A 22,987-nucleotide genomic window follows, 5' to 3' on the forward strand; every position below is an offset into this window, starting at 1 on the left:
CCATAGCTCATCATCATCATTCCCAGATTTTTCTTGCCAGTTTTTTTACCAGACGCTGCAAACTTGGCAATCGCTGCAGCTGGAGTAGCCTTAGAAGATTGACCTCCAGTATTAGAATAAATCTCTGTATCAAATACAAGCACGTTTACATTTTCACCAGAAGCCATAACATGATCGAGTCCACCATATCCAATGTCGTATGCCCAACCGTCTCCACCAAGAATCCATTGAGAACGTTTAACCAAATGATCTTTGCGCTCCTTAATATTTTCTACCAATACTTTTGCATCTCCACCAAAATTGCCTTCAAGCGCTTTCAATACTTTTGCTACCGCATCTCTCGAACCTGCACTGTTATTTTTATTAGCAATCCAGTTTGAAAATGCCTCTTTAGCAGATTGATCGATATCCATTAGTATCAAAGCTTGCATGTCATCTTCTAGCTTATTTCGTAGTTGCTTATCTGCAAGAGCCATCCCATATCCATATTCCGCATTGTCTTCAAATAATGAGTTTGCCCATGCTGGTCCTTTGCCTTCATGATTAGTAGTATAAGGAGTTGCTGGTGCAGAGCCTCCCCAAATCGAAGAACATCCTGTTGCATTTGCAATAACCATTCGGTCTCCAAATAATTGAGTYACAAGTTTAATGTACGGAGTTTCACCGCATCCTGCACACGCACCAGAAAATTCGATTAAAGGAGTTTTGAACTGACTATCCTTCACAGTTTTACCTTCAACCAGATCACCTTTATATGATACGCTCTTTGCCGCATACTCCCAATTTATATTTTCTTTCTCAACCAAATCTCCAATATGCTTCATTGCCAATGCCTTATTTTTAGACGGACAAATATCTACGCAGTTTGAACACCCCGTACAATCCAATGGGCTCACTTGTATTCTATATTCCAGTCCTTCAAATACTTTGCCAATTGCTTTTTTGGTCTCAAAAGTTTCAGGAGCGGCAGCTTTTTCATCTGCATTTACTAATACTGGCCTAATACAAGCATGCGGGCAAATGAATGCACACTGATTACACTGGATACAGTTATTTACATTCCATTCTGGTACATCAATCGCAATACCTCGCTTTTCATATGCGGCCGTTCCACAAGGGAAAGTTCCATCTTCGTACCCATTAAATATGCTAATTGGCAGATTATCTCCCTCCTGAGCATTCATAGGAAATACAACATTTTTAATAAAATCAGGTACTTGATCGTGGCTTTGTTCAGCATCTACAGAGTTTTTCCAATTATCTGGAATATCCATTTTTACAAGTGCGCTTACACTCATATCAATTGCTTCAAAATTCATGGCAACAATCTTTTCACCCTTTTTGCCATACGCTTTTTCTACAGAATGTCTAAGCTCTTCTCGCGCTTCTTCAAATGGAATAATATTCGCTAATTTAAAGAAAATAGTTTGCATAACCATATTAATACGTTTACCAAGACCAGTTTCTTCTCCAATTTTTGTCGCATTAACTATATAGAAGTTGATATCATTTTCCACAATATATTTTTTCATTTTGGCTGAAATATGATTTTCAACATCTTCTGGCTCCCAAACACAGTTCAATACAAAAGTTCCGCCTTTTTTAAGTCCTTTTAAAACATCGTATTCTTCTACATAAGACTGATTATGACATGCAATATAGTCCGCTTCATCAATTAGATATGTCGAACGTATTGGCGTATCCCCAAATCTAAGATGCGAAACAGTTATGCCACCAGATTTTTTAGAGTCATACGCAAAATATGCCTGAACGTATTTATCCGTGGTTTCACCAATAATTTTAATCGCCTGCTTATTTGCACCAACAGTACCGTCAGAACCTAATCCCCAGAATTTACAGCGTACAGTCCCCGGGTGAGCAATACTAAATTGTTCATCTATCGGAATAGAAAGATGCGTAACATCATCATCGATTGCAACTGTAAATCCATTCATCTGCTTTCCTGCTAAGTTATTGAATACTGCTTTAATATGTTTTGGGGTAGTATCTTTTGATCCCAATCCATAACGTCCACCAATTATTTTTACTTTTCTATCGCTATCAAAGAAAGCATTTCTAACATCGAGATAAAGTGGCTCTCCTGCTGCGCCAGGTTCTTTAGTTCTGTCCAATACGCAAATTCTTTCAACAGTTTGCGGAATCGCTTCCAACAAATGCTTAGTGCTAAATGGTCTAAATAAATGTACTTTTACAACTCCAACCTTTTGCCCTTCTGCATTCAATTTATCTACAGTTTCATCAATCGTCTCTGTTACAGATCCCATCGCAATCAATATATCTGTTGCATCTGCCGCACCATGATAATTAAATAACTTGTAATTTCTACCTACTTTTTCACTAATTTTATGAAGATATTCTTCGAAATAATCTATCAGTTTAATGTAGTATTTGTTTGAAGCTTCCTTAGTTTGAAAATAAATATCAGGATTTTGAGCAGTTCCTCTTGTTACAGGGTGCTCTGGAGAAAGTGCTTTTTCTCTAAATCTAGCCAGTGCATCTTTATCCAACATTTCTTCATAATCAGAATAATCAAGCACCTCTACCTTCTGAATTTCATGTGAAGTTCTAAATCCATCAAAGAAATGAATTACTGGCAAACTTCCTTTTATCGCTACCAAATGTGCTACTGGTGCAAGATCGGCAACTTCCTGAACAGACCCCGATGCAATCAAGGCGCARCCTGTTTGTCTTGCCGCCATAACATCTTGGTGATCACCAAATATTGATAATGCTTGCGCTGCCAGTGCTCTTGCACTCACGTGAAATACTCCGGGAAGAAGCTCACCGGCAATTTTATACATATTCGGAATCATAAGCAGCAGCCCTTGTGATGCAGTAAAAGTGCTAGTTAACGCGCCTCCTTGCAACGAGCCATGAAATGCTCCCGCCGCACCAGCTTCAGATTGCATTTCTACTACACTAACACGTTGGCCAAAAATATTCTTTTTACCATTGGCACTCCACTCATCCATGACCTCTGCCATAGTGCTTGACGGAGTTATCGGATAGATTGTCGCGACATCCGTAAACGCATATGCGGCATATGCGGCCGCTGTATTTCCATCCATCGTAATTTTTGATTTTGCCATCATTTTCACTCCTTAAATAAATAATAAAAATGTTAATATATCCTGATAATTTTCTGATTGAATTTTTATAGTATGCGAGTTGACTTGTGTTGCATGAGGAAAAAAACTATATTTATAAGCTTCTTTGTGCTCCTTAAATGTAACTTCTAGCGTAAACTCATCTATCATAGGCATCTCAATAGAATCTCTTTTTGAAATTCCTCTTTTCAAAGCCTCTTTAATTTCCTTACAAGCCATTGCTGGGTGATTGCTAATCATTGCTCCAGCAAATCCTTCTTTTACTGCAACCGCTTCTATATTAGGATCAAGTTCGGATACTTCGCGAACTATTCCTCCGTCTCCAGTTACCAATAAGGTAGGAACATTCAGACTATTTGTCAAGGTATGATAAATTAAAAATTCACTTGCAATTTCACCATTTAATGTTACCTTAGCAAGCCTTGTATCTAGTGTATGTGATAAGGGTGAGTCCGGGGTACTAGCTGCAGAATGATATCCTAAGAACACTACCCCTTCATAACTTTCATCTATTCCTTCAACCATATTATACGGATGATTTGCCCATCCAGACATCAATTTCACCTGAGTTGGCAAATCTTCATGGCATATATTTTTGCCATATCCATGAGCATCTTTTACTAAAACTTCAGTAGCACCCATTTCAATGGCAGCCTCACATGCTGCGCAAACCTCTCTGGTCATTCTAGCACATGCTTCTGAAGGAGCCTTCATATCAGACTCTTGCCAAGTTGATATACTAGAAATACCTTCTATATCAGCACTAATATAAATTTTCATTAAACTCCTCATTTCACAATTGTTTCATAACAACATTCTATATTTCGGTAATAGTAGTAAATAATTGTTTATTCTGGTCTATACTTATTGCGTTACCAAATACACAATATTGATTTTTATCAATAACCGCTTGAAGCAACTCTGAAAATCCTTGTAATGTTTCGTTAGTAGTTTCAAATAATTCATCACGCGATTTTTGTAAAATTTCTTTCGTAACATGTGCAAAATAATATATCTGCGCTGTTGAGCCCTCAGTATAGGCAGTAAATGGAAAATCTTGGGCACTAATAGTTCCGATCAAATATTGTAGCAATTCTCTGTCGCTTAAATTTAGATTTTTTACATAATTAGCAATTTCACGATACACATCTAACGTTTCCTTAATATTAGGATCGCGATATGATGTAAAATACACATTTCCAGATCTTCTAAAATCACAAAAACAGCCATAAGCTCCATTTTTAACACGCACATTAGTCCATAAATAATCCATCGACAATACTGATTTTAATAGTTGCAAGCTTCCGCTATATGAATATCCCAAATCCTTAAAATTATATCCCATTGCCACATAATTAACATTTCCTGAAGAAACAATAGCTTCCTTAACCTCTGTATCTTTGAAACTTGCAGACACATTGTCAACACTATTATCAGGCAATGCCATCACCACTTCATGCACTTTATCCAAAATTTCATTTTCGTTATCAACTGTTATACCAACCTGTATTCTATCGCAAGTACACAATTTTTGATAGGCTTTTCTTAAATTATTTACAAAAGTTTCTTTCTTATTACTCCAATTATCAACGATTTCTTCAACTACATGATAAAAAACTAATCCCTTACTTTCCTCTTCAAAACTTCCTAAGGCAGTAAAGTTAGAAAGCAACCTTGTAATGGCCACCTTATGTCCTTCACTCGATAAAAACATCTGCATCATTGATCGCAGTTCCTTCAAAAGTTCTAGCACTCTTACCGTATCATCAAATTTAGTTTTCGTAATAATTTCATCAAATAAATGTAATTGTTTATCAATATATTCAGTCAGTGCCTTAGATTTTACAATAAAATATCGCTCATCTTCACCCTCAGTTTTTATATTTGCTATACCTTGAATATTATAATCCATATTTCCAAGATACATATTGATATTCGATGACAAATCTTCATATGAATAATTAACAGTATCAAGCTTTCCTAGCATTGCAGTCAAAATACCCATATATGGTATCAATTCATCTTCAATACCTTCCAGATTTATATAGAAACTCAAATAACAAATTTTATTAGTTTTTAGTTTAGATATAATATATTCTTTGCTGTCCTTACTTATTACATCATATCTTGGAAAAATAACATTTTTTGAAAGCTCATCTTTTGATAAAAGCGGAATTTTTGCAACTTCTTCAGGTTTATCTGGAGCACTCTGAAACTCTTTAAATGCTTTAGTTTTCTCAACAAGCATTTTTAGTTCTGCATCAGACATATCAGCTTTTATTTTTCGTAATTTTTTCTTAATATTTTCATCTTCACGTTCACTAAGACCTTCTTCTGGATATAGTATCACCTGTGATCCATGAGTGTTATCCAAGAAATACTTTTGGATTAGGCTTTCAAAGTATCCATCTGCAATTGAATTTTTTATATACATTAATGCTTTTTCATATTTTAATTGCTCAAGTGGATCATCATCATAAATAAGCCCTTTCATGCTAGCAACAAAATAATGTAACCCTTTAGAATATCCTCTAGATTCTCCTTCACGCATAGAAAATTCTTTAACCTGAATAGCTCCCAATACTAAATTATCATCTATCCCTTCTGCTACAAGCTTTTTAAGTGTTTCATAAATGATTTGATAAAATTGATTTTCCTTAGTACTGTCTGCGTTTTTGGCAATAATACTAAAAATTGGTTGTTTTATATGCGATTGAAATACTCCAAATACATCCTCTGCAATTTCTGCTTTTATCAGCGCTTTTCTGAGCGGAGAAGCAGAAGTATCCAGCAAAATATGCTCTAAAATACTCATAGAAAGCGTAAAAAGCCTATCTGTAGCTTCTCCCATTGCAAAATTGAGAGACAAATATAGCTGATCACCTTTTTTTTGGTTCACAGAATACGGAAATTTTTCTGTTATAATATTATTATATGGTACCTGTGTTAAAATTTTTGAATCAATTACCTGATAATCAAAATGACTCAAATAGTCTTTGTCAATAAATTCCAAAACTTCTTCAATATCCATTTTTCCATACAGCCCGATATAGCAATTAGAAGGATGATAATATTTTTTGTGATAATCAATATAATCTTCATATGTTAAATCTACAATTTTATCTGGACAGCCACCCGATTCATATCTATATTGAGTATCCTTAAACAGAGACTCTTTAACTTTTCTAAACAGCACTTCTTCTGGAGATGAAAAAGCCCCTTTCATTTCATTATATACAACACCTTTATACTCAAGCTCACCTTCTAGCTCTGCCAACTCAATTCTAGAACCTTCCTGCATCAATAAAAATTCATTTTTATAAATGTTCGGAAAAAAAACTGCATCTAGATATACTTCCATCAAATTATGAAAGTCTTTATCGTTTTCACTAGAAACAGGATATAAAGTTTTATCAGGATATGTCATAGCATTTAAATACGTGTTTAACGAACCCTTTGCAAGCTCCACAAACGGATCTTTAATGTCAAATTTTCGCGAGCCACAAAGAACTGAATGCTCCATAATATGCGGTACACCTGTACTATCTGAAGTAGGCGTTCTAAATCCTATTCCAAATGTTTTGTGTAAATCATCATTATTAAAATATAAAATTTTTGCATTTGTTTTGTTATGAACAAACTGGTATACTTTCGCATCAATTTCTCTCACAAAATCACACGAAACTTGTGTAAATCCATTTATCATATCATTACCTCCTTTTTCGTATTATAAGTCCTATACTTTATTTTGTCTATAAGAATTTTATTATTCGAATTCTCTATTATACCATCATAAAGCAGYCAAAAAACTCCAGAAGCAGTGATTCAAAATTATTGTAAGATCACTGTTGCTGGAGATAGTTCGTTTTTACGCTTCTGTATCTTTAATTTACTCGATTTATAATATTTCCTTTTAAAAATTCCTTTAAATTATTTACTGCAATATCTAATAGGCGACCTCTAGATTCTTTAGGTGCCCACGCAATATGAGGCGTTAGAATGCAATTTTGTGCAGTAAGTAATGGATTATCATCTGCTATCGGCTCTGTAGAAACAACATCAAGCCCCGCACCTGCCACTTTTCCATTATTTAATGCTTCGGCTAAGTCTTGCTCGTTTACTAATCTTCCACGCGCCGTATTAATAATCATTACTCCATCTTTCATTTTGGCTATATTCTCTTTGCAAATTATGCCAGTATTCTCTGGAAACAATGGACAGTGTAGACTAATAACATCTGCTTGTTTGAACAATTCATCTTCTGATACATATTTGTATCCCTCTTTTTCTAGTTCCATATTCACAAATTTGTCATACGCTATTACGTTCATTCCCAATGCCTTTGCAACTTTTGCAGTCACCTGACCATTTCTGCCAAGCCCAATAATACCAATTGTTTTTCCCGCAAGCTCTATTAACGGATAATCCCAAAAACAGAAGTTGCCGCATTTTTGCCATGCATTCTCATGTCTAACACGATAATTATGGTGCCCTATATGATGACATAACTCTAGCAATAACGCAATTGCAAACTGTCCTACTGCATCATTTCCGTAAGTCGGAACATTACAAACGGGAATTTCTGATGCCGCATCAATATCAACCACGTTATATCCCGTTGCCAATACTCCAATCCACTTAATATTTGTCTTCTCAATTGTTTCTTTAGTAATTGGAGTTTTATTTGTAAATACAATGTCTGCGTCACCAATTCTACTCACAATGTCTACATCTTCTGTCTTATCGTAAATCGTTGTTGGTGCAATATTCGTTAACTCTTTCCAGCTCAAATCTCCTGGATTCAGTGTAAACCCATCTAAAACTACTATTTTCATAATAATTCCTTTCTTCACAATCTACATGGCTAGCAGTTCTTTGCTCACTGCAACAATATTTTCTACAGTAATTCCATTTTTCTTTAGCAAACTTTCATATGGTGCAGACTCTCCAAATTGATCCTGTATTCCTATCCGTCTCACAATTCCAGCTCCTGCTTCTGCAACAACTTCACAGACCGCGCTTCCCAAAGCATTCAAAATGTTATGATCCTCTACAGTTACAATTTTTCCGGTAACCTCTATTGCTTCCTTAACAACCGCAACATCCAATGGCTTAATCGTATGCATATCAAATAAAGCKACACTCACACCYTCCGCTGCCAATAATTTTGCCGCAGCATAAGCTAAATTTAGGACATCCCCATTTCCAATGATCGTTATATCAGTTCCATCCATCAATTTATTTGCCTTGCCCAATTCAAAAGTAGCGTTTTCATCATAAATCACAGGAATAGGATCGCGAGTAAATCTTAGATATACAGGTCCATAATACTCAGCTGCCGCGCGAACCAATTTTCTCGTTGCATAATAATCGGCTGGCATACAAACTGTCATATTTGGAATCGTTCTCAAAATTCCCATATCTTCAATTCCCTGATGACTTGCACCATCATTAGCTGGAGTAAATCCACCATGCGAGCAAGCAATTTTAACATTCAAGTTTGGATAACATACTTCTTGACGAATTTGTTCGCTCATTCGCATCGATCCAAACACAGCATAACTTGTAACAAATGGAATTTTTCCAGTAGTAGCTAACCCTGCTGCAACTCCACAAGCATTTTGCTCAGCTATTCCCACATTGACATGTTGATTTGGCAAATCTTGGCTAAAAGGTACAGTTTTGCAAGACTTTCCTATATCACAATCTACTACATAGATGTTCTTGTTTTCTCTGCCTAGCTCTAGTATTTCGTCACCGTAACCATCTCGTGTTGCAATATACGTTCTTTCCATTTAGAATACACCTTCCTCAATATCTTTAATAGCTTTGGCATACTCATCATCATTTGGAGCCATTCCATGCCAGATCACTACGTTTTCCATATAAGAAACGCCCTTACCTTTTACAGTCTTGCCCACTATACACTTTGGCTTTCCATTTTTATTTCTGGCAGCTGCAAAAGCATCTAACACGGCATTCATATCATGACCATCTATCGCAAAAGTCTCAAAACCAAATGCTTCAAATTTTTTAGCAAGATCCAACGTTGGCATAACTACATCACAACTATCGTCATTTTGTAAATTATTATTATCAACTATAACTACAAGATTATCTAATTGATATTTAGCTGCAGTCTGTGCTGCCTCCCAAACCTGCCCTTCGTTAGTCTCTCCATCACCTAATAATGTGAATACTCTATAATTTTTTGCATCACGTTTTCCTGCAATAGCCATTCCAACTGCAACAGAAATCCCTTGCCCCAATGAACCAGTCGAAATATCGATACCTGGGCAACGTTTCATATCTGGATGTCCTTGCAAAATTGATCCTTCTTTTCGTAAAGTCCCTAAGATCTCTGTATCAAAATATCCTCTCAGACCTAAACAAGTGTATAACACTGGGCATACATGTCCTTTTGACAACACAAAACGATCTCTATCTTCCCACTTTGGATTTTGGGGATCTACTTTTAATTCATTAAAATATAATGCTGTCATAAATTCAGTAGCCGAAAGACTTCCTCCTGGATGTCCAGATTGTGCTTTATAAATCATTTCTAACAAAGTTAGTCGAACAGTTTTTGCCTGCGCTTTTAACCTTGCAACTAATTGTTTATCTGCCATTGTTACCATATTTCCTTTTCTATTGTTTGTTCATCAATTCATCAATTCTTTCCATTCCAGAGCGACCAATTTTAAAAATCGGCACTTTCAGTTCATCATGCTCAAGAAGACTCATTGAAATTTGAGCACAAGCTATACAATCAACTTCATCTGCCAAACTATATAAATGCTCTCTAATCATTGCATCATGGCGAGGTCTGTCCCCTGCACAAAGCACGTCGAAGGCACCATCTGCAACGCGAATGACAATTTCTACCTCTTTACCCAGCTCAGCTGCTTTTTCACGAATCACTCTCTCAATTGCTGCTGGACTTGTAGGCAATGTTGCAATGATACCAATCTTTTTCCCTGCTGCTACAGCCATTTCTGCAACTGGTTCTTCGATATTTATAATTGGAATATTTAAAAATGGTCGAATCCATTTAGTAGCCAGATTGACAGAAGTGCAAGTAACAATGATTCCATCCGCACCAGACTCTTCTGCCGCCTTAGCGTAATTGAACATTCTCGATGCGGTTGCGGGAGATACACCACCATCATCCAATGTTGAACGTAACAAACTATCATCCATTATATTATAAACTGTGAGATTTCCCACTTCATCAGCATATTTTTTTATATGAGGTGTATAAATAATATCCATAAAATTGTTCACTGTATTTATTGTATAAAGCTTCTTTGCCATTGTTCAAACTCCTTTTTGATTGATTAAGTATTAACATTTGTATCTAACACATTTATTAACCTGCAAATATTAGTATAATTTACCAAAGTATATTCTGCAAGGCTTTTTAAAAATAAATTTCACTAAAAAAGTTTCTGAGCAGTTAATCCACTCAGAAACTTTAAAATTGACCTATTTTACTACTAAATTAATAGAATCCGTTGCATATCCATTCTTATCTTTTATTACAATATTAACTCTGCCAGGTTGATGTGCAGTGACCACACCATTACTCGAAACCGTTGCTATAGCTTTTTTCGAAGATTTCCATTCAACTTCCCCTGCTGTAACATTTGTAAATTCTGCATACTCCGCAAGATTTATTGTATTTCCAACAGCAACAGTACTTTCTTTTGCAACATCAGCAAACTCTATATTGCGTTGATTTCGATCATCTCCCACTGTAATGTTAGCCGAAGTAATCACAAATAAATCACTGGCACTTCTAGCGGTAATAGTTGCCTCTCCCTCTGTAACTGCAGTTACAACGCCATTGTCATCAACCTTTGCAACATAAGCATTAGACGTATAATAATTTATATCATCTTGCAAATTTGCAGGGCTCGTTTTTACATCAAGCTGTGCTGTTGTTCCCACGCTCATATTAATTTTATCGTTCAAAATATCAATCGTCGTCATTGGCACGTGATTAAACATTGTTTCATACATTGTATCATACAAATACCTTGATGCTTCTACTAACTTTTCATATGGTTGGTCCGTACCATTTACAAATCCAGTGCTAGTGTTTTCACCATCCCAAGAACGTCCCAAAATTGGCTTATCATAATATTGGAACCAATGCACACCTACAAAATCGCCACTTGTTAATGCAGATTCTACATACTTAATATACGACTTTGCTCTTTCTTCCTGAGTTTGAACTGTAGTTCCATTCATTCCAAAAACTCCAGCATCTTGAGACGAAAAATTAAACTCTCCAATCATCATTGGCATATCATATTCTTCCGTTTTAAAATTTTCACGAATAACATCTGGATTATAATTATTGAAACTCAATATATCAACGTACTTTGTGGCCGCTTTAACTACCTCAATCGGCGTTCCAAATTCTGTATTTCTAGATCCCAAATACATMGTTCCTGGCAATAATTCATTGAGGATTTCATCTATAACCGAATAATATTTATCAGCAAGCAATCCTACTATCATTCCCGCATCTTCTGCCGCAATCTTTCCTTTATAAGGCTTTCCTAACTCTTCAAATGAAGCTAATTTACTACCCCATGCTACATTAAGTGCAGAAATTGTACCATATTTTTCCTCTAGCACCTCTACAAAATGACGCTTCGCATAACTTTTTGCATTTGCAACATCATCATCAAATATCGCATTTACCAGAGGATTATTTGACATATTATTTCCCCACTTATACTCATTATCTACATACAACCCAAAGCAATATGGATCCTCATCAATTCCATATTTAACTGCTTGATCTATAATCGATTTTCTAGCAGACTTAGCAAATTCAGGGTCAAACGCATCCGGAACGGTATCGTACAATCTTACGTGTGTACCGTTTGCACTATTTGTAGTCCAGGTAAATGCCGTATATGGAGTTTTATGTTCTGAACCTTTGCCAAAAAATAAACTCGGCTCTGCCCATGCCCCAATCGAAGTGATTCCCCACGCTTCGAATCTACGAACTGCATCATTGGCCCATTCTTTTAGCCAATCATCGCCAAATTTACGCTCAAGGTTTGCTCCATAATGATTATATCCTTCGCCAGATTTAAACCCAGCTGGTGGCTGAATTGTATTATTGAGTCTTGAATAATGATCTCCAAGTTTACTCGTTTTTTCTGGCAAATCATACATATATTCTCTTCCCGAAACCCAAGTATCCATTCCATTTTTACGAACAATTCCGAATCCTGTTGAGAAGAAAGGGTATCCATCTGGATCGATCAATGTCCATTTGTCATCAATTTTGGTAGTATAAAAATGTCCCGTTGCTTCTTGTCTCAAATCCTCATTTTTGTATCCACCATATTGGGAGCGATCCGTACGTGCAAGACTTTCTGCTATCCAAATATCATTTTGAATCCTTTCCGCTTCTGCTGCAGCAAGTAATTCTTCCTCAGAATGTATTTTATTGTCCCACTCTGCCCTTGTATATTGCCCAAATTCATCAACGATGTTTGCATAAGTTATAGATGGATTTAGTAATGGATTTTTCACAACTCTAAAATTGTCAAATATGTAATACCCCACATCGTCCAAAGAATATCTAAGCGAAATTGATGAAATTGACGAAGGATCAAAATTACTTCCACCCCATCCTTTTGCTATAACAATTCCATCGTCTCCCACAGGTGATGGCAACGTATCGGCACCTATATTATATTGATCTTCATTTAATACACAATATACTGTTCTCGTTGCATTGGCCGGCACATAATTTTGGTACGATATGCTTCCTCCATTATATTTAAAAGTTGTTACCAGTCTTCCAGATACATCACTTGGGTTTGTAACATCATATGCCAAAATCATTCTGTCATCACTAAAATCCCAAGTCGTACCATCTGCTCTTGCTATAGCCACATTTGCAGAAGAACCTTCTTCATATCGTACTTTTAACGATACATCTCCTTCTGTTACATACTCATCTGAAAATTCATATGATACATTGCCTGCTGCCCCCTTACTCGTTGTAATCTTAAGTTCTGGTTCACCAGCTTCAAATGAGATTAATTCAAACGAGTGAGCTGCAACCTCTGCGTCTGTTGCTTCTGGTTTCAGTTCTATTGCATTCGTCGATGCAGTCATAACTGTCATTGCCATTACTCCAAACACCTTAAAATATTTTTTAAAATTCATTATAAAAGCCTCCCTTTTACATTAAATATATCCAATATTTTACTTTATTTTYAAGTRTTTTGCAATGTCTTTGTTATAATTTTATTTATACTCAATCGTATCTAATTTTCTAAAAATCGCTGGTGCAGTTATATCAAAATCCAACTTTACTTTTATATGTTGCTGTGGATGCGGTGCTGATTCCACTACTACACCGTCTTCATCTGTCATTGTATCAATCGTAAATGTACGAAACGGTTCGTTTGGCAAGAGAATTTCTAATGTATCTCCTATTGAAAATTTTCGTCGCTGTTCAATCGTCGCAATCTTGTTTTCCTTATCAAAATCAACTAAAATACCACTAAATTCATAATTTCTAACATACGAATTATGTGTATACGTTTGATCATTTTCTGTGGTCTTATGATGATAAAAACCTGTTGTAAATTCACGATGACTAGCTTTTCCCACTTCCTCTAAAAAATATGCCTTTTTCTTTTCATATTCTTCTGGTGATTTTAAATACATATCAATTGCTTCTCTATAAGCCTTTGTAACCGTTGCAACGTACAACGGGGTTTTCATTCTGCCTTCTATTTTAAAACTCTGTATTCCTGCTGCTACAAGCTCTGGCAAATATTCAATCATACACAAATCTCGTGAGTTATATATATAAGTTCCACGCTCATCTTCTTCCACCGGCATATATTCATTCGGTCGTTTTTCTTCTACTACATTATAATTCCAACGACATGGCTGCGCACACTCTCCATGGTTTGCATCTCGTTTTGCTAAATAGTTACTCAGCAAACATCTTCCAGAATAAGCCATACACATAGCTCCGTGTACAAATGCTTCTATCGGTATATCTTTTGGAATGTATTCGTAAATTTCTCGTATCTCTGTAAACGAGAGCTCTCTGGCAACAACAATTCTGCTTGCACCCTGCTCAATCCAAAAATTTGCACTATGATAATTCGTATTATTTGCCTGAGTTGATATATGAATTTCAAGATTTGGCACAGTTTTTTTAGCCACACTAAACACTCCAGGATCTGCTACAATTATGGCATCCGCACCTGCTCGTTCTATAAATTTAAAAAAGTCTTCCAGATGTGCAAAATCACTGTTATGCGCAAAAATGTTAGCAGTGATATACACTTTTACACCTCTTGCATGTGCATATTCTATTGCTGTAACCATTTCTTCATTAGTAAAATTCTTTGCCTTTGCACGCAGTCCATAAGATCCTCCACCCATATAAATGGCATCTGCACCATATTCTACTGCAGCTATTAGTGTTTCCATCGACCCTGCAGGGGCCAGTAATTCAATCATGTTACCTCCCTATTTTTTATAGCTTATCGAAACTCCATCACCTATTGGAATAACTGATGAAATTAAGTTTTCGTTATGCGTTATTGCCCATAAAAATTCCTTCAATCGTCTCTGAATTGTTCGATTTTTTCTATCTATATTGTAGCGTGACTTTGCAACAACTCCGTCATGTAATACATTGTCTGCAATTAAAATTCCTCCAGTTTTTAATATTCGTATGGAATTTTCTAATAAATTAATATATTGCCCTTTGGCACAATCCATAAATACTATATCATACTTTGCTGTTTGTACAGTTTGCAAAATATCTAATGCATCTCCTTCAATCACAAAAATCCTATCTTGTAGTCCTTCTTTTTTGATATTATTTATTGCAATGGCGGCCACTTTCTCATTTCTCTCTATAGTTTTTATCTTTGCAGCACAAGATTTTGCCATATGAATTGCAGAATAACCTACATTGGTCCCAATTTCTAGAACATTTTCCGGTTTTTGCATTGCCAACAATACAGTAATCAAACTAGCAACTTCAGGCTTAATAATTGGATACCCCGCATTCTCCATTGCAATTTCTTGTTCAATTTCCAACATCACTCCGGTTCTTACACTTCCCAATGCTCTAATATATTGCGTTATATAATCGTGTGCAATCTCATTAAACATCTATAATTTCTACGCTTTCTACACTCTGAGTAATCATTTCTTCTATATTTATCAATTTAGTTTCAGATTTCATAATATATTCAAGTTTAGGCTTAGTCTCTGGATGCTCAGGAACAAATATTGTGCAACAATCTTCATATGGTAAAATCGATGTGTTAAATGTGTCAATTCTTTCTGCTATCTTAATTATTTCTTGTTTATCAAATCCTATCAAAGGTCTAAACACAGGGCGATCTGCAGCAGCATTAGTTACAACCAAACTATGCAACGTCTGGCTTGCTACCTGACCAATACTTTCTCCTGTAATCAACGCCTGAGAACCCGTTTTATCTGCTATGCGCTGTGCCACTTCCATCATAATTCGTCTCATTATAATCGTCAACTGATTTATAGGGCATTGCTCTTGTATTGCCAACTGAATTTGAGTAAAATTTATAACATGAACTCGAATTCCTCCAGTATATATTGCCAACTTCTTTGCAAGTTCTATCACTTTGTCTTTAGCTCGTTCTGACGTATAAGGTGGGCTATGAAAATATACCGCATTAATTTCTACACCTCGTTTTGCAATCATCCATCCAGCAACCGGACTATCAATACCTCCAGACAATAGCAACGTTGCTTTTCCGTTGGTTCCATAAGGCATTCCGCCAACTCCAGGACTAGTTGCCGAATACACATAAACACCGTTGCGAATTTCAACCATCAACAATATTTGAGGATTTCTCACATTTACTTTTACTCTATCACCTAATTCATTTAGCAAAAATTCTCCAATTGCTGCGCTAACTTCCATAGATTTAAGTTGAAATCTCTTATCTGCACGTTTTGTTTCTACTTTAAAAGTCACGAATCCTTGTTCATCGCATATCTTTTTCATATGAGACAATGCCAATTCTTTTATCGCTTCCATTGTTAATTCATCTTTTCGTATTCCATAGCATATACCAATAATACCAAAAATTCGTTGTAATTTCTCGATCACCATTGCTACATCAACTGTGTCATCATCATTGGGTATAGCAACAAGTCTACCTTGCTCTTTCTTTACACTAAATTCTCCCAAAACTTTTAAATTTTTACGCACTGTTTCTAAAAGTCTGTTCTCAAACATATACCTATTTTTACCTTTTATGGCAAGTTCACCATACTTTATTAAAAAAACATTTTTCATGAGTTATTCATCCTATTCCTAAGCAACTGCAGCAACAAAAATTACTTTTTAATTTCTTTTTAATATTTTTACTTGTTTTTGTAAAACTTTTAATACATATTCTAAATCTTCTCTTAAAGTATCAACTCCAAATGAAAATCTAATTGCACCTTCTTTTTCACCTATAGCAGTCAATGTGGTTTCTTTTTTTACTGAATTTGATGAGCAGGCAGATCCAGAAGACACAAATATTCCCTCTGCTTCTAACGCATGTAATAGCACTTCTGCCTTAACACCTCCAAAAGTTACGTTCAAAATATGGAATGCACCATTTTCTAAATCACCATTCACCTTAGTATTTTCAATCGTTTCTAATATTTTAGTTGCAAAATATTTTTTGTTTTCTGACATAGAGTCTTGACAATCTTTATACTTTTTAAACATGATTTCTGCAGAAATTTGCATAGCTGCAATTCCAGCCACATTTTCAGTTCCAGATCGCAAATTATTCTGTTGTCCTCCACCAAATATTATATTTTTTACTCTAACATTTGCACCTTTATAGAGGAATCCAACTCCTTTTGGTGCATAAAATTTATGTGCAGATACACTTAGCAAATCAATCTTTGCTTGTTTTACAGAGATAGGATATTTGGCAAATCCCTGAACTGCATCCACATGAAAAAATGTATTCTTATTCAATCGTTTAATTAAACTTCCAATTGCCGCAATATCTTGAACCGTGCCTATTTCATTATTTACATGCATTATACTAACCAAAATTGTATTTTCATCAATCGCTGCAGTAAGTTCATCCAAATCTACATATCCTCTGTTATCAACCTTTAGAGTATATATTTCGAATCCATTTTTTGACAAAAATTTCATTGTTTCCTTAACAGAACTATGTTCAATATTTGTTGTAATAATTTTGTTCCCATATCGCTTATAAGCATTTGCAACTCCCAATATTGCTAAGTTATTGCTTTCTGTCCCTCCAGATGTAAAAATAATCTCTTCTTTATTACATGCAAGCTTTCCGGCAAAAAACTCTGCGGCAGCCTTAATGATTTTTTCAGCATCTATCCCTTTTTGATGCAACGAAGATGGATTTCCAAAAACCTTTTCTAATACATAAACCATTCTATCAATCGATTCTTGTATAGGCTTTGTTGTTGCTGCGTYATCTAAATATATTTCCATAGTCTCGTTCCTTTTTATATTATAAGTAGTCAAATGTATTGTTACAGCAGCTACATTTTATTTTAGTTATCTGTTAATAACGCCTTTATAAAAACCACCTCCACTACTCGTAGCCCATAATATATCGGCTTTATCGGGATGTGGGTCAAATGACACATCAAACACTTGCGCTGCATTTCCAATATTTTTATTAATTTTAATCCAAGTTTTGCAATCATCTTCGGTTAAATAAATTCCACAATTATAGCAATCATATTTCGAAAAATTATCGCGTACAATTACCATCATTCGCTTATCATTATGAGGGTCTATTGCAACAGAAATCACTATCGGCATTTCAAAAATTTTATTCCACGTTTTGCCTTCATCATCCGTTACCCAAACTCCTCCGAGCTTTGCTTCAGATGCTGAATCTCCTGTGGTAACATACATTTTACCCGTCTTTTCCACACTGACAATTCTAAGTGCCTGTGCAACTTCAGGAAATGACTCTACAGCAGTCCAAGTTTTTGCTTTATTAGTAGATTTAAACAATCCTCCCGCTGGTCGTAAAGTAAAATTATCCACAAGAACAACGCCGTCTTTTGCAGCAGCTCCTATTATAACAGATGTTTGATTTGCGGCAGTAGTAAAAAATATACTCATTGTATCGAGTCTTTCATTTACAAACTCAGCCGTTGCCATAGCAATCCCATCTTCATTAACCATTTCCGCATCTGTTACTGCAAGAATTCCTATACTATTGGCACACACTCGTGTAATTGCCGACAAGCAATATTTTGTATTAGGAAGAAGTCCTGTAATTTTTTGCGAAATGCTTGCTCCATTTGCCAGCCTTGCTGCATTCTTCGAAATATTCGTTACTATGGAAACATCCGAAATATTACTTATTGTCCATCCATCTAGAGTATTTAAATTTGGTGATTTTAATTCAACTTTTCTTCCAGCCGTTGACGTTGCAAATAATATTTCACTGTTTCCTGGTGCAAATGCAACATTAAATACACTTGGCATATGCGGAAGCCCCTCATTAGCTCGCGACCAATTAAATCCTCCATCAATAGATTTCCATATTCCATATAAGTCTCCTAATAACTGAGGTCCTCCAGGTTCGGCTATAGGTACACCAGACATTGCAAAATATATTATATTAGGATCTTTAGGATCAACTATTATAGTCTTAATAAATGCCCTCCAAAAAATTCTGTTATCTGCTGGTATTTCAAAGATTCTAGAAATGACACTCCAATTTTCGCCACCATCTGTTGAACGTAAAAATTCTCCATTATGATCTTGTCTAAAAATACACATATACATAATATTAATATCATGAGGAGATATAGAAATCCATGCTGCACTTTCCGGTGAGTTCACTATATTTCTGACTGCAACACCATTTTCAAGATAATTTTCTCCGCCTTCTTCTCGTACAAAAAGTCTATTTTCTCCGGAAATAAAATACATCTTATTTTGTATTCTTTGATCAGTCACAATATATCTTCCTGGTAAATTACTATTTCCAAGACCCACAAAATGACCTTCAGGAGTTCTAATAGAATCAATATTTTTCCAAGTTTTGCCATGGTCAGTTGATTTAATAAATGTTCGATACATCACATACACATTACCATTTTTATCTATATCCAAATCTCTTGCACCTTGTCTAGTATACAATTGAGCATGATAGATGTCTCCATAATGTTGCGATTCTACATTCACATCAATTGGCTGATTACGTTTATCCCAATACTTCTTATTAGCCTTCCATCCAGTTCCTGTTCTTGTCGCAGCAATCCAATTTTGCCCATCATTCTCTGTCATCCATACATCACCAATAAACATCGAAATTTCATGTTCTGCATTATGCATAATATATATTCGTTCTGGATTTGTAGGATCAATAGCAATTTTACTAAAGTTGTGTACATAAAATTGAGGCAAATTAAAATATCGTTTTTCAAATTTTTCTACACCTGCAAAGTATTTACCCATTGCACGTCCTGGACTAAAATACCAAATGGGAACAAAATCTCGGTTAACACGGGTCTCTTCTGCAGCAAAAATTTCCTTATTGATGCGATCAATTTCTTYTAAATTTATTCCAAGGTCTCCTGTTGCATCTTCCCACGATTCTCCCAGATTTATACTCTTTAATATAGCAGCATCAGATATTACGGTCTTATTTTCATCATCCAAAATATAACGTATTTGGCGAATTGCGTATATAACACTTTCACCTGTTGCTTTATTATAATATACATCAAAGTCACGCACTAAATTTGCATCTTCACCGGTTTTATCCTCAAGATTTTCAARTTTTACAAAACTTTTAGCAGCATTGACGCTTTTATATAATCCATATGTTGTATTGATTAATATTATATTACTATTTGCAGGATATACATATATTTTTCCAAACTCTGCTTTAGTATCAATTCCTATATTTTCAAGCAACGTAAATGTTTCACCCTTATCGATTGATTTCCAAAGTTTTCCGGGATTTTTAGGACTAATTCCGTGAGGATGTAAATATGTTCTTGGATTTTTCTTACTTCCCCAGAAGTTTCCCGATCCAACATACCAAATATTATCATCGTTAGGATCCACTGCAATAGCACTAATAGGCATTTCTACTCCGCCATCTAGTTTTTCAAAACTTTTTCCTTTAGTAGTAGTCTTCCAAAAATTTATTCCACCACCTATTCCAAAATTTTCATCTTGCTTAGAAAAATCTAACGCATACAATCTAACTGGTTGACCAAATCGTTCAGATTCATCATAGTCTATCACACTCTGATACGTTTTTCCTCCATTTACAGAAATATACGAGTTTTGCATATCAGGAAAATTATACACATAATTAGCATCAGTAGGATGAATGAATACATTTTCAGTATCACCAGCAGTTCCTGGTCCAAATTGATACCAAGTCACGCACTCTTCTGATTTTACTTTTTTTTCATTCATAATCTTAAAATACTCATTTAATGGTTTATAATTATATTCTGTTGCCACTTAATACCTCCTATACCGAATTTTTAATTGCTCATTTAATTAGTATTCTTATATCTGATTAAGTTATACCCAAATTTTGGTTACTTTATACAACTGTGCAAAAAAAATTTCAATAACATATGTCACTTACRCAACAAAAAAGCGCCTCCATATATTGAAAGCGCCTTATACAAAACTTTTCTATTTTTCTATGCTGCTACTTTTTCTTCATTTGCAGATTTRTTTTTAAATTTTGGAAACCCTAACAAAATAAATATGATTCCAAATACTAACATTAACAAGGCATACCAATTATAAAACATTACTGATGTTGCCCCGATATCATTCAAACCTGCCACTATCAATAGTCCTTGCACTGCCAGCAACTGACTTGCATAAGGTACCAAACCACTAAATGCTGCCGCAAAAATATCTAGAATACTCGCAACTCTCTGAGGCGCAATTCCATACTCTTGAGAAATATCTTTAGCAATAGGACCTGCAGCAATGATTGCCACGGTATTATTTGTTGTTGCCATATCTAGCAAGCTTACAAGTGCAGCAATGCTAAGTTCTCCACCTTTAGCAGTCTTGGTTCTTGCAGTAAGCTTATGCAACAACCACTCGATACCACCCAAATCTTGCATCAATTTTACTAATCCACCAACCACAATCGCTATCATTGCGGTATCCGTCATACTTGTGATACCCATGTGAACCAAACCAAATGACTCCACCAATGTAAAGCTTCCTTGAATCCACCCAACTACTAATCCCACAGCAATACTAGCTGATAATGAAATAGCAACATGAACACCTATTAAAGAAAGTGTAATTACCACTATATAAGGAAGCAATTTAATTAAATTATCTATTGCAAAAACAGAATCACCCGCTGTAGCGGCAAGAACTTCAGTGATTTTTGCAGGGTCAACAGGAACTAATGCTAACAAAATTAAATTTACGATTACTGCAGGCAATACCATCAAAATATTTGCTTTAAATTTATCCTTCATAGCAACACCTTGYGTTCTTGTTGCCGCAATGGTGGTATCAGAAATAAACGAAAGGTTATCACCAAACATTGCTCCTCCAACAGCAGCCCCACAAGTTAACGCTACATTAATATCCGCTGCTTGTGCAATTCCGATAGCAATAGGAATTACTGCTCCTATTGTCCCCATTGATGTTCCCATCGAAAAACTGAGAATACAAGCAACCATAAAAATTCCAGGCAAAATCATGTTTGCAGGCAAAATTGTTAAACCTATATTTTTGACACTATCCACCGCACCCATTGAGCCTGCAACACCATAAAACGCTCCTGCTAAAATAAATATAACGATCATAAGGACTARCGTATGTTCTCCAGCACCTTTACAAAAGATTGTCATTTTTTCTTCAAATGTTCTGCGTTTTTCTTTATCTTCTGCTTTAATACAAAACGCCACTGCTGTTGCAATCAACACACCTACTAAAATTGGCAGTTTGCTAAAATCACCAGTAATGATTCCTACACTAAAAAACAATACTAAAAAGACAACTAAAGGAATCAGCCCTCTAAAGCTTCCTTTACTTTTTTTAATCTGTTTATTATCATCCATAATAATCCCCCATTACTTTTTTATATTATAWTTTCGTTTTTTATTTTAATATATAATTCAAAAAAATGCAACAAATACTAACWTGTAATTTTAGGTAATAATACCAAAATCACCGTAGCAACCAGTTTCGACACCAAATAAATCATTAATATTTGTTTCTATACTCCTTGTTCACCACTAATATCCCCTGTTAATATTCTCTAATAGCATGTTTTTCTTAATTTTTCACATATTTATTTTAGTTTTATATCTTCCTACTCCAAAATAGTTCATCAAGTATCATTTTATCTATTCCATATTTAAATATTTTTAATGTTATTTTTCACAATTTATTATTTATGTGTTGATATAATATATAAAAAGTAGTATATCAAACTTTGCTATTTTATAGCTTATACCTATTTTTTCATAAAATTTTTATTTCTAATTAGAATAATCACAAACAATATAAAAAACAAATTTAATCAATAAAAGCTTCTTTAATAACTTGTTTGTTATTAAAATGTATAATTTTTCAAAAATCCCTAAAATTACCTTGACATTTGCAAAACTCGGTGATAGAATCGGCTAGTATGTATCATTTTGGTGCGAAATGTATCATAATATACAGATTTTTGTAAACTAAATTTAACTCATATTAAGCAAGGAGGTGCCGGAATGCCTACATTTAACCAATTAGTGCGTAAAGGTAGACAAAACAATTGAAAAAAAATCTACTGCTCCAG

The 22,987-nt window shown here is 35.0% G+C and carries 14 protein-coding genes; all 14 read right to left on the reverse strand.

Annotated elements, in window-relative coordinates:
• The coding region (nifJ, locus tag EPU_RS08145; protein ID WP_010168298.1) for a pyruvate:ferredoxin (flavodoxin) oxidoreductase at nucleotides 1–3,110 on the reverse strand (3,110 nt) is incomplete at its 3' end.
• Between the two features lie 12 nt (nucleotides 3,111–3,122).
• Nucleotides 3,123–3,908, reverse strand: coding sequence for a M55 family metallopeptidase (locus tag EPU_RS08150; protein ID WP_010168299.1), 786 nt, complete (start codon nucleotides 3,906–3,908; stop codon nucleotides 3,123–3,125).
• Nucleotides 3,909–3,945: 37 nt separating this feature from the next.
• On the reverse strand, nucleotides 3,946–6,834 hold the full coding sequence (locus EPU_RS08155; protein ID WP_010168300.1) for an insulinase family protein: 2,889 nt from the start codon (nucleotides 6,832–6,834) through the stop codon (nucleotides 3,946–3,948).
• 178 nt (nucleotides 6,835–7,012) lie between these two features.
• Nucleotides 7,013–7,963 carry a D-2-hydroxyacid dehydrogenase gene (locus EPU_RS08160; RefSeq protein WP_010168301.1) on the reverse strand — a complete coding sequence of 317 codons (951 nt, stop codon included), beginning with the start codon at nucleotides 7,961–7,963 and terminating at the stop codon, nucleotides 7,013–7,015.
• Between the two features lie 21 nt (nucleotides 7,964–7,984).
• The gene (locus EPU_RS08165; RefSeq protein WP_029488246.1) at nucleotides 7,985–8,923 is read right to left on the reverse strand and encodes a transketolase family protein; all 939 of its coding nucleotides are present in this window, start codon (nucleotides 8,921–8,923) and stop codon (nucleotides 7,985–7,987) included.
• A complete protein-coding gene (locus tag EPU_RS08170; RefSeq protein ID WP_010168303.1) occupies nucleotides 8,924–9,757 on the reverse strand; it encodes a transketolase in 834 nt (277 codons plus the stop codon).
• Nucleotides 9,758–9,776: 19 nt separating this feature from the next.
• Nucleotides 9,777–10,442 (reverse strand): aspartate/glutamate racemase family protein, encoded by a 666-nt coding sequence (locus tag EPU_RS08175; protein WP_010168304.1) that lies wholly within the window; start codon nucleotides 10,440–10,442, stop codon nucleotides 9,777–9,779.
• Between the two features lie 171 nt (nucleotides 10,443–10,613).
• A complete protein-coding gene (locus EPU_RS08180) occupies nucleotides 10,614–13,328 on the reverse strand; it encodes an Ig-like domain-containing protein (RefSeq protein ID WP_010168305.1) in 2,715 nt (904 codons plus the stop codon).
• A gap of 81 nt (nucleotides 13,329–13,409) precedes the next feature.
• Nucleotides 13,410–14,645: a peptidase U32 family protein gene (locus EPU_RS08185; RefSeq protein ID WP_010168306.1), complete on the reverse strand. Its 1,236-nt coding sequence runs from the start codon at nucleotides 14,643–14,645 to the stop codon at nucleotides 13,410–13,412.
• A gap of 9 nt (nucleotides 14,646–14,654) precedes the next feature.
• Nucleotides 14,655–15,308: an O-methyltransferase gene (locus tag EPU_RS08190; RefSeq protein ID WP_010168308.1), complete on the reverse strand. Its 654-nt coding sequence runs from the start codon at nucleotides 15,306–15,308 to the stop codon at nucleotides 14,655–14,657.
• Nucleotides 15,301–16,482 carry a tRNA uracil 4-sulfurtransferase ThiI gene (thiI, locus tag EPU_RS08195; protein ID WP_010168310.1) on the reverse strand — a complete coding sequence of 394 codons (1,182 nt, stop codon included), beginning with the start codon at nucleotides 16,480–16,482 and terminating at the stop codon, nucleotides 15,301–15,303. The genes EPU_RS08190 and thiI overlap by 8 nt, the downstream gene beginning before the upstream one ends.
• Nucleotides 16,483–16,530: 48 nt before the next feature.
• Nucleotides 16,531–17,664, reverse strand: a complete 1,134-nt coding sequence (locus tag EPU_RS08200) for a cysteine desulfurase family protein (RefSeq protein ID WP_029488247.1) — start codon at nucleotides 17,662–17,664, stop codon at nucleotides 16,531–16,533.
• A 66-nt stretch (nucleotides 17,665–17,730) separates the two neighbouring features.
• The gene (locus tag EPU_RS08205) at nucleotides 17,731–20,679 is read right to left on the reverse strand and encodes a VPS10 domain-containing protein (protein ID WP_010168313.1); all 2,949 of its coding nucleotides are present in this window, start codon (nucleotides 20,677–20,679) and stop codon (nucleotides 17,731–17,733) included.
• 188 nt (nucleotides 20,680–20,867) lie between these two features.
• On the reverse strand, nucleotides 20,868–22,262 hold the full coding sequence (locus EPU_RS08210; protein WP_029488248.1) for a Na+/H+ antiporter NhaC family protein: 1,395 nt from the start codon (nucleotides 22,260–22,262) through the stop codon (nucleotides 20,868–20,870).
• Nucleotides 22,263–22,987: the final 725 nt, after the last annotated feature.

It is taken from the genome of Candidatus Epulonipiscium viviparus (genome assembly GCF_000171335.1).
GTDB classification, from domain to species: domain Bacteria; phylum Bacillota; class Clostridia; order Lachnospirales; family Cellulosilyticaceae; genus Epulonipiscioides; species Epulonipiscioides viviparus.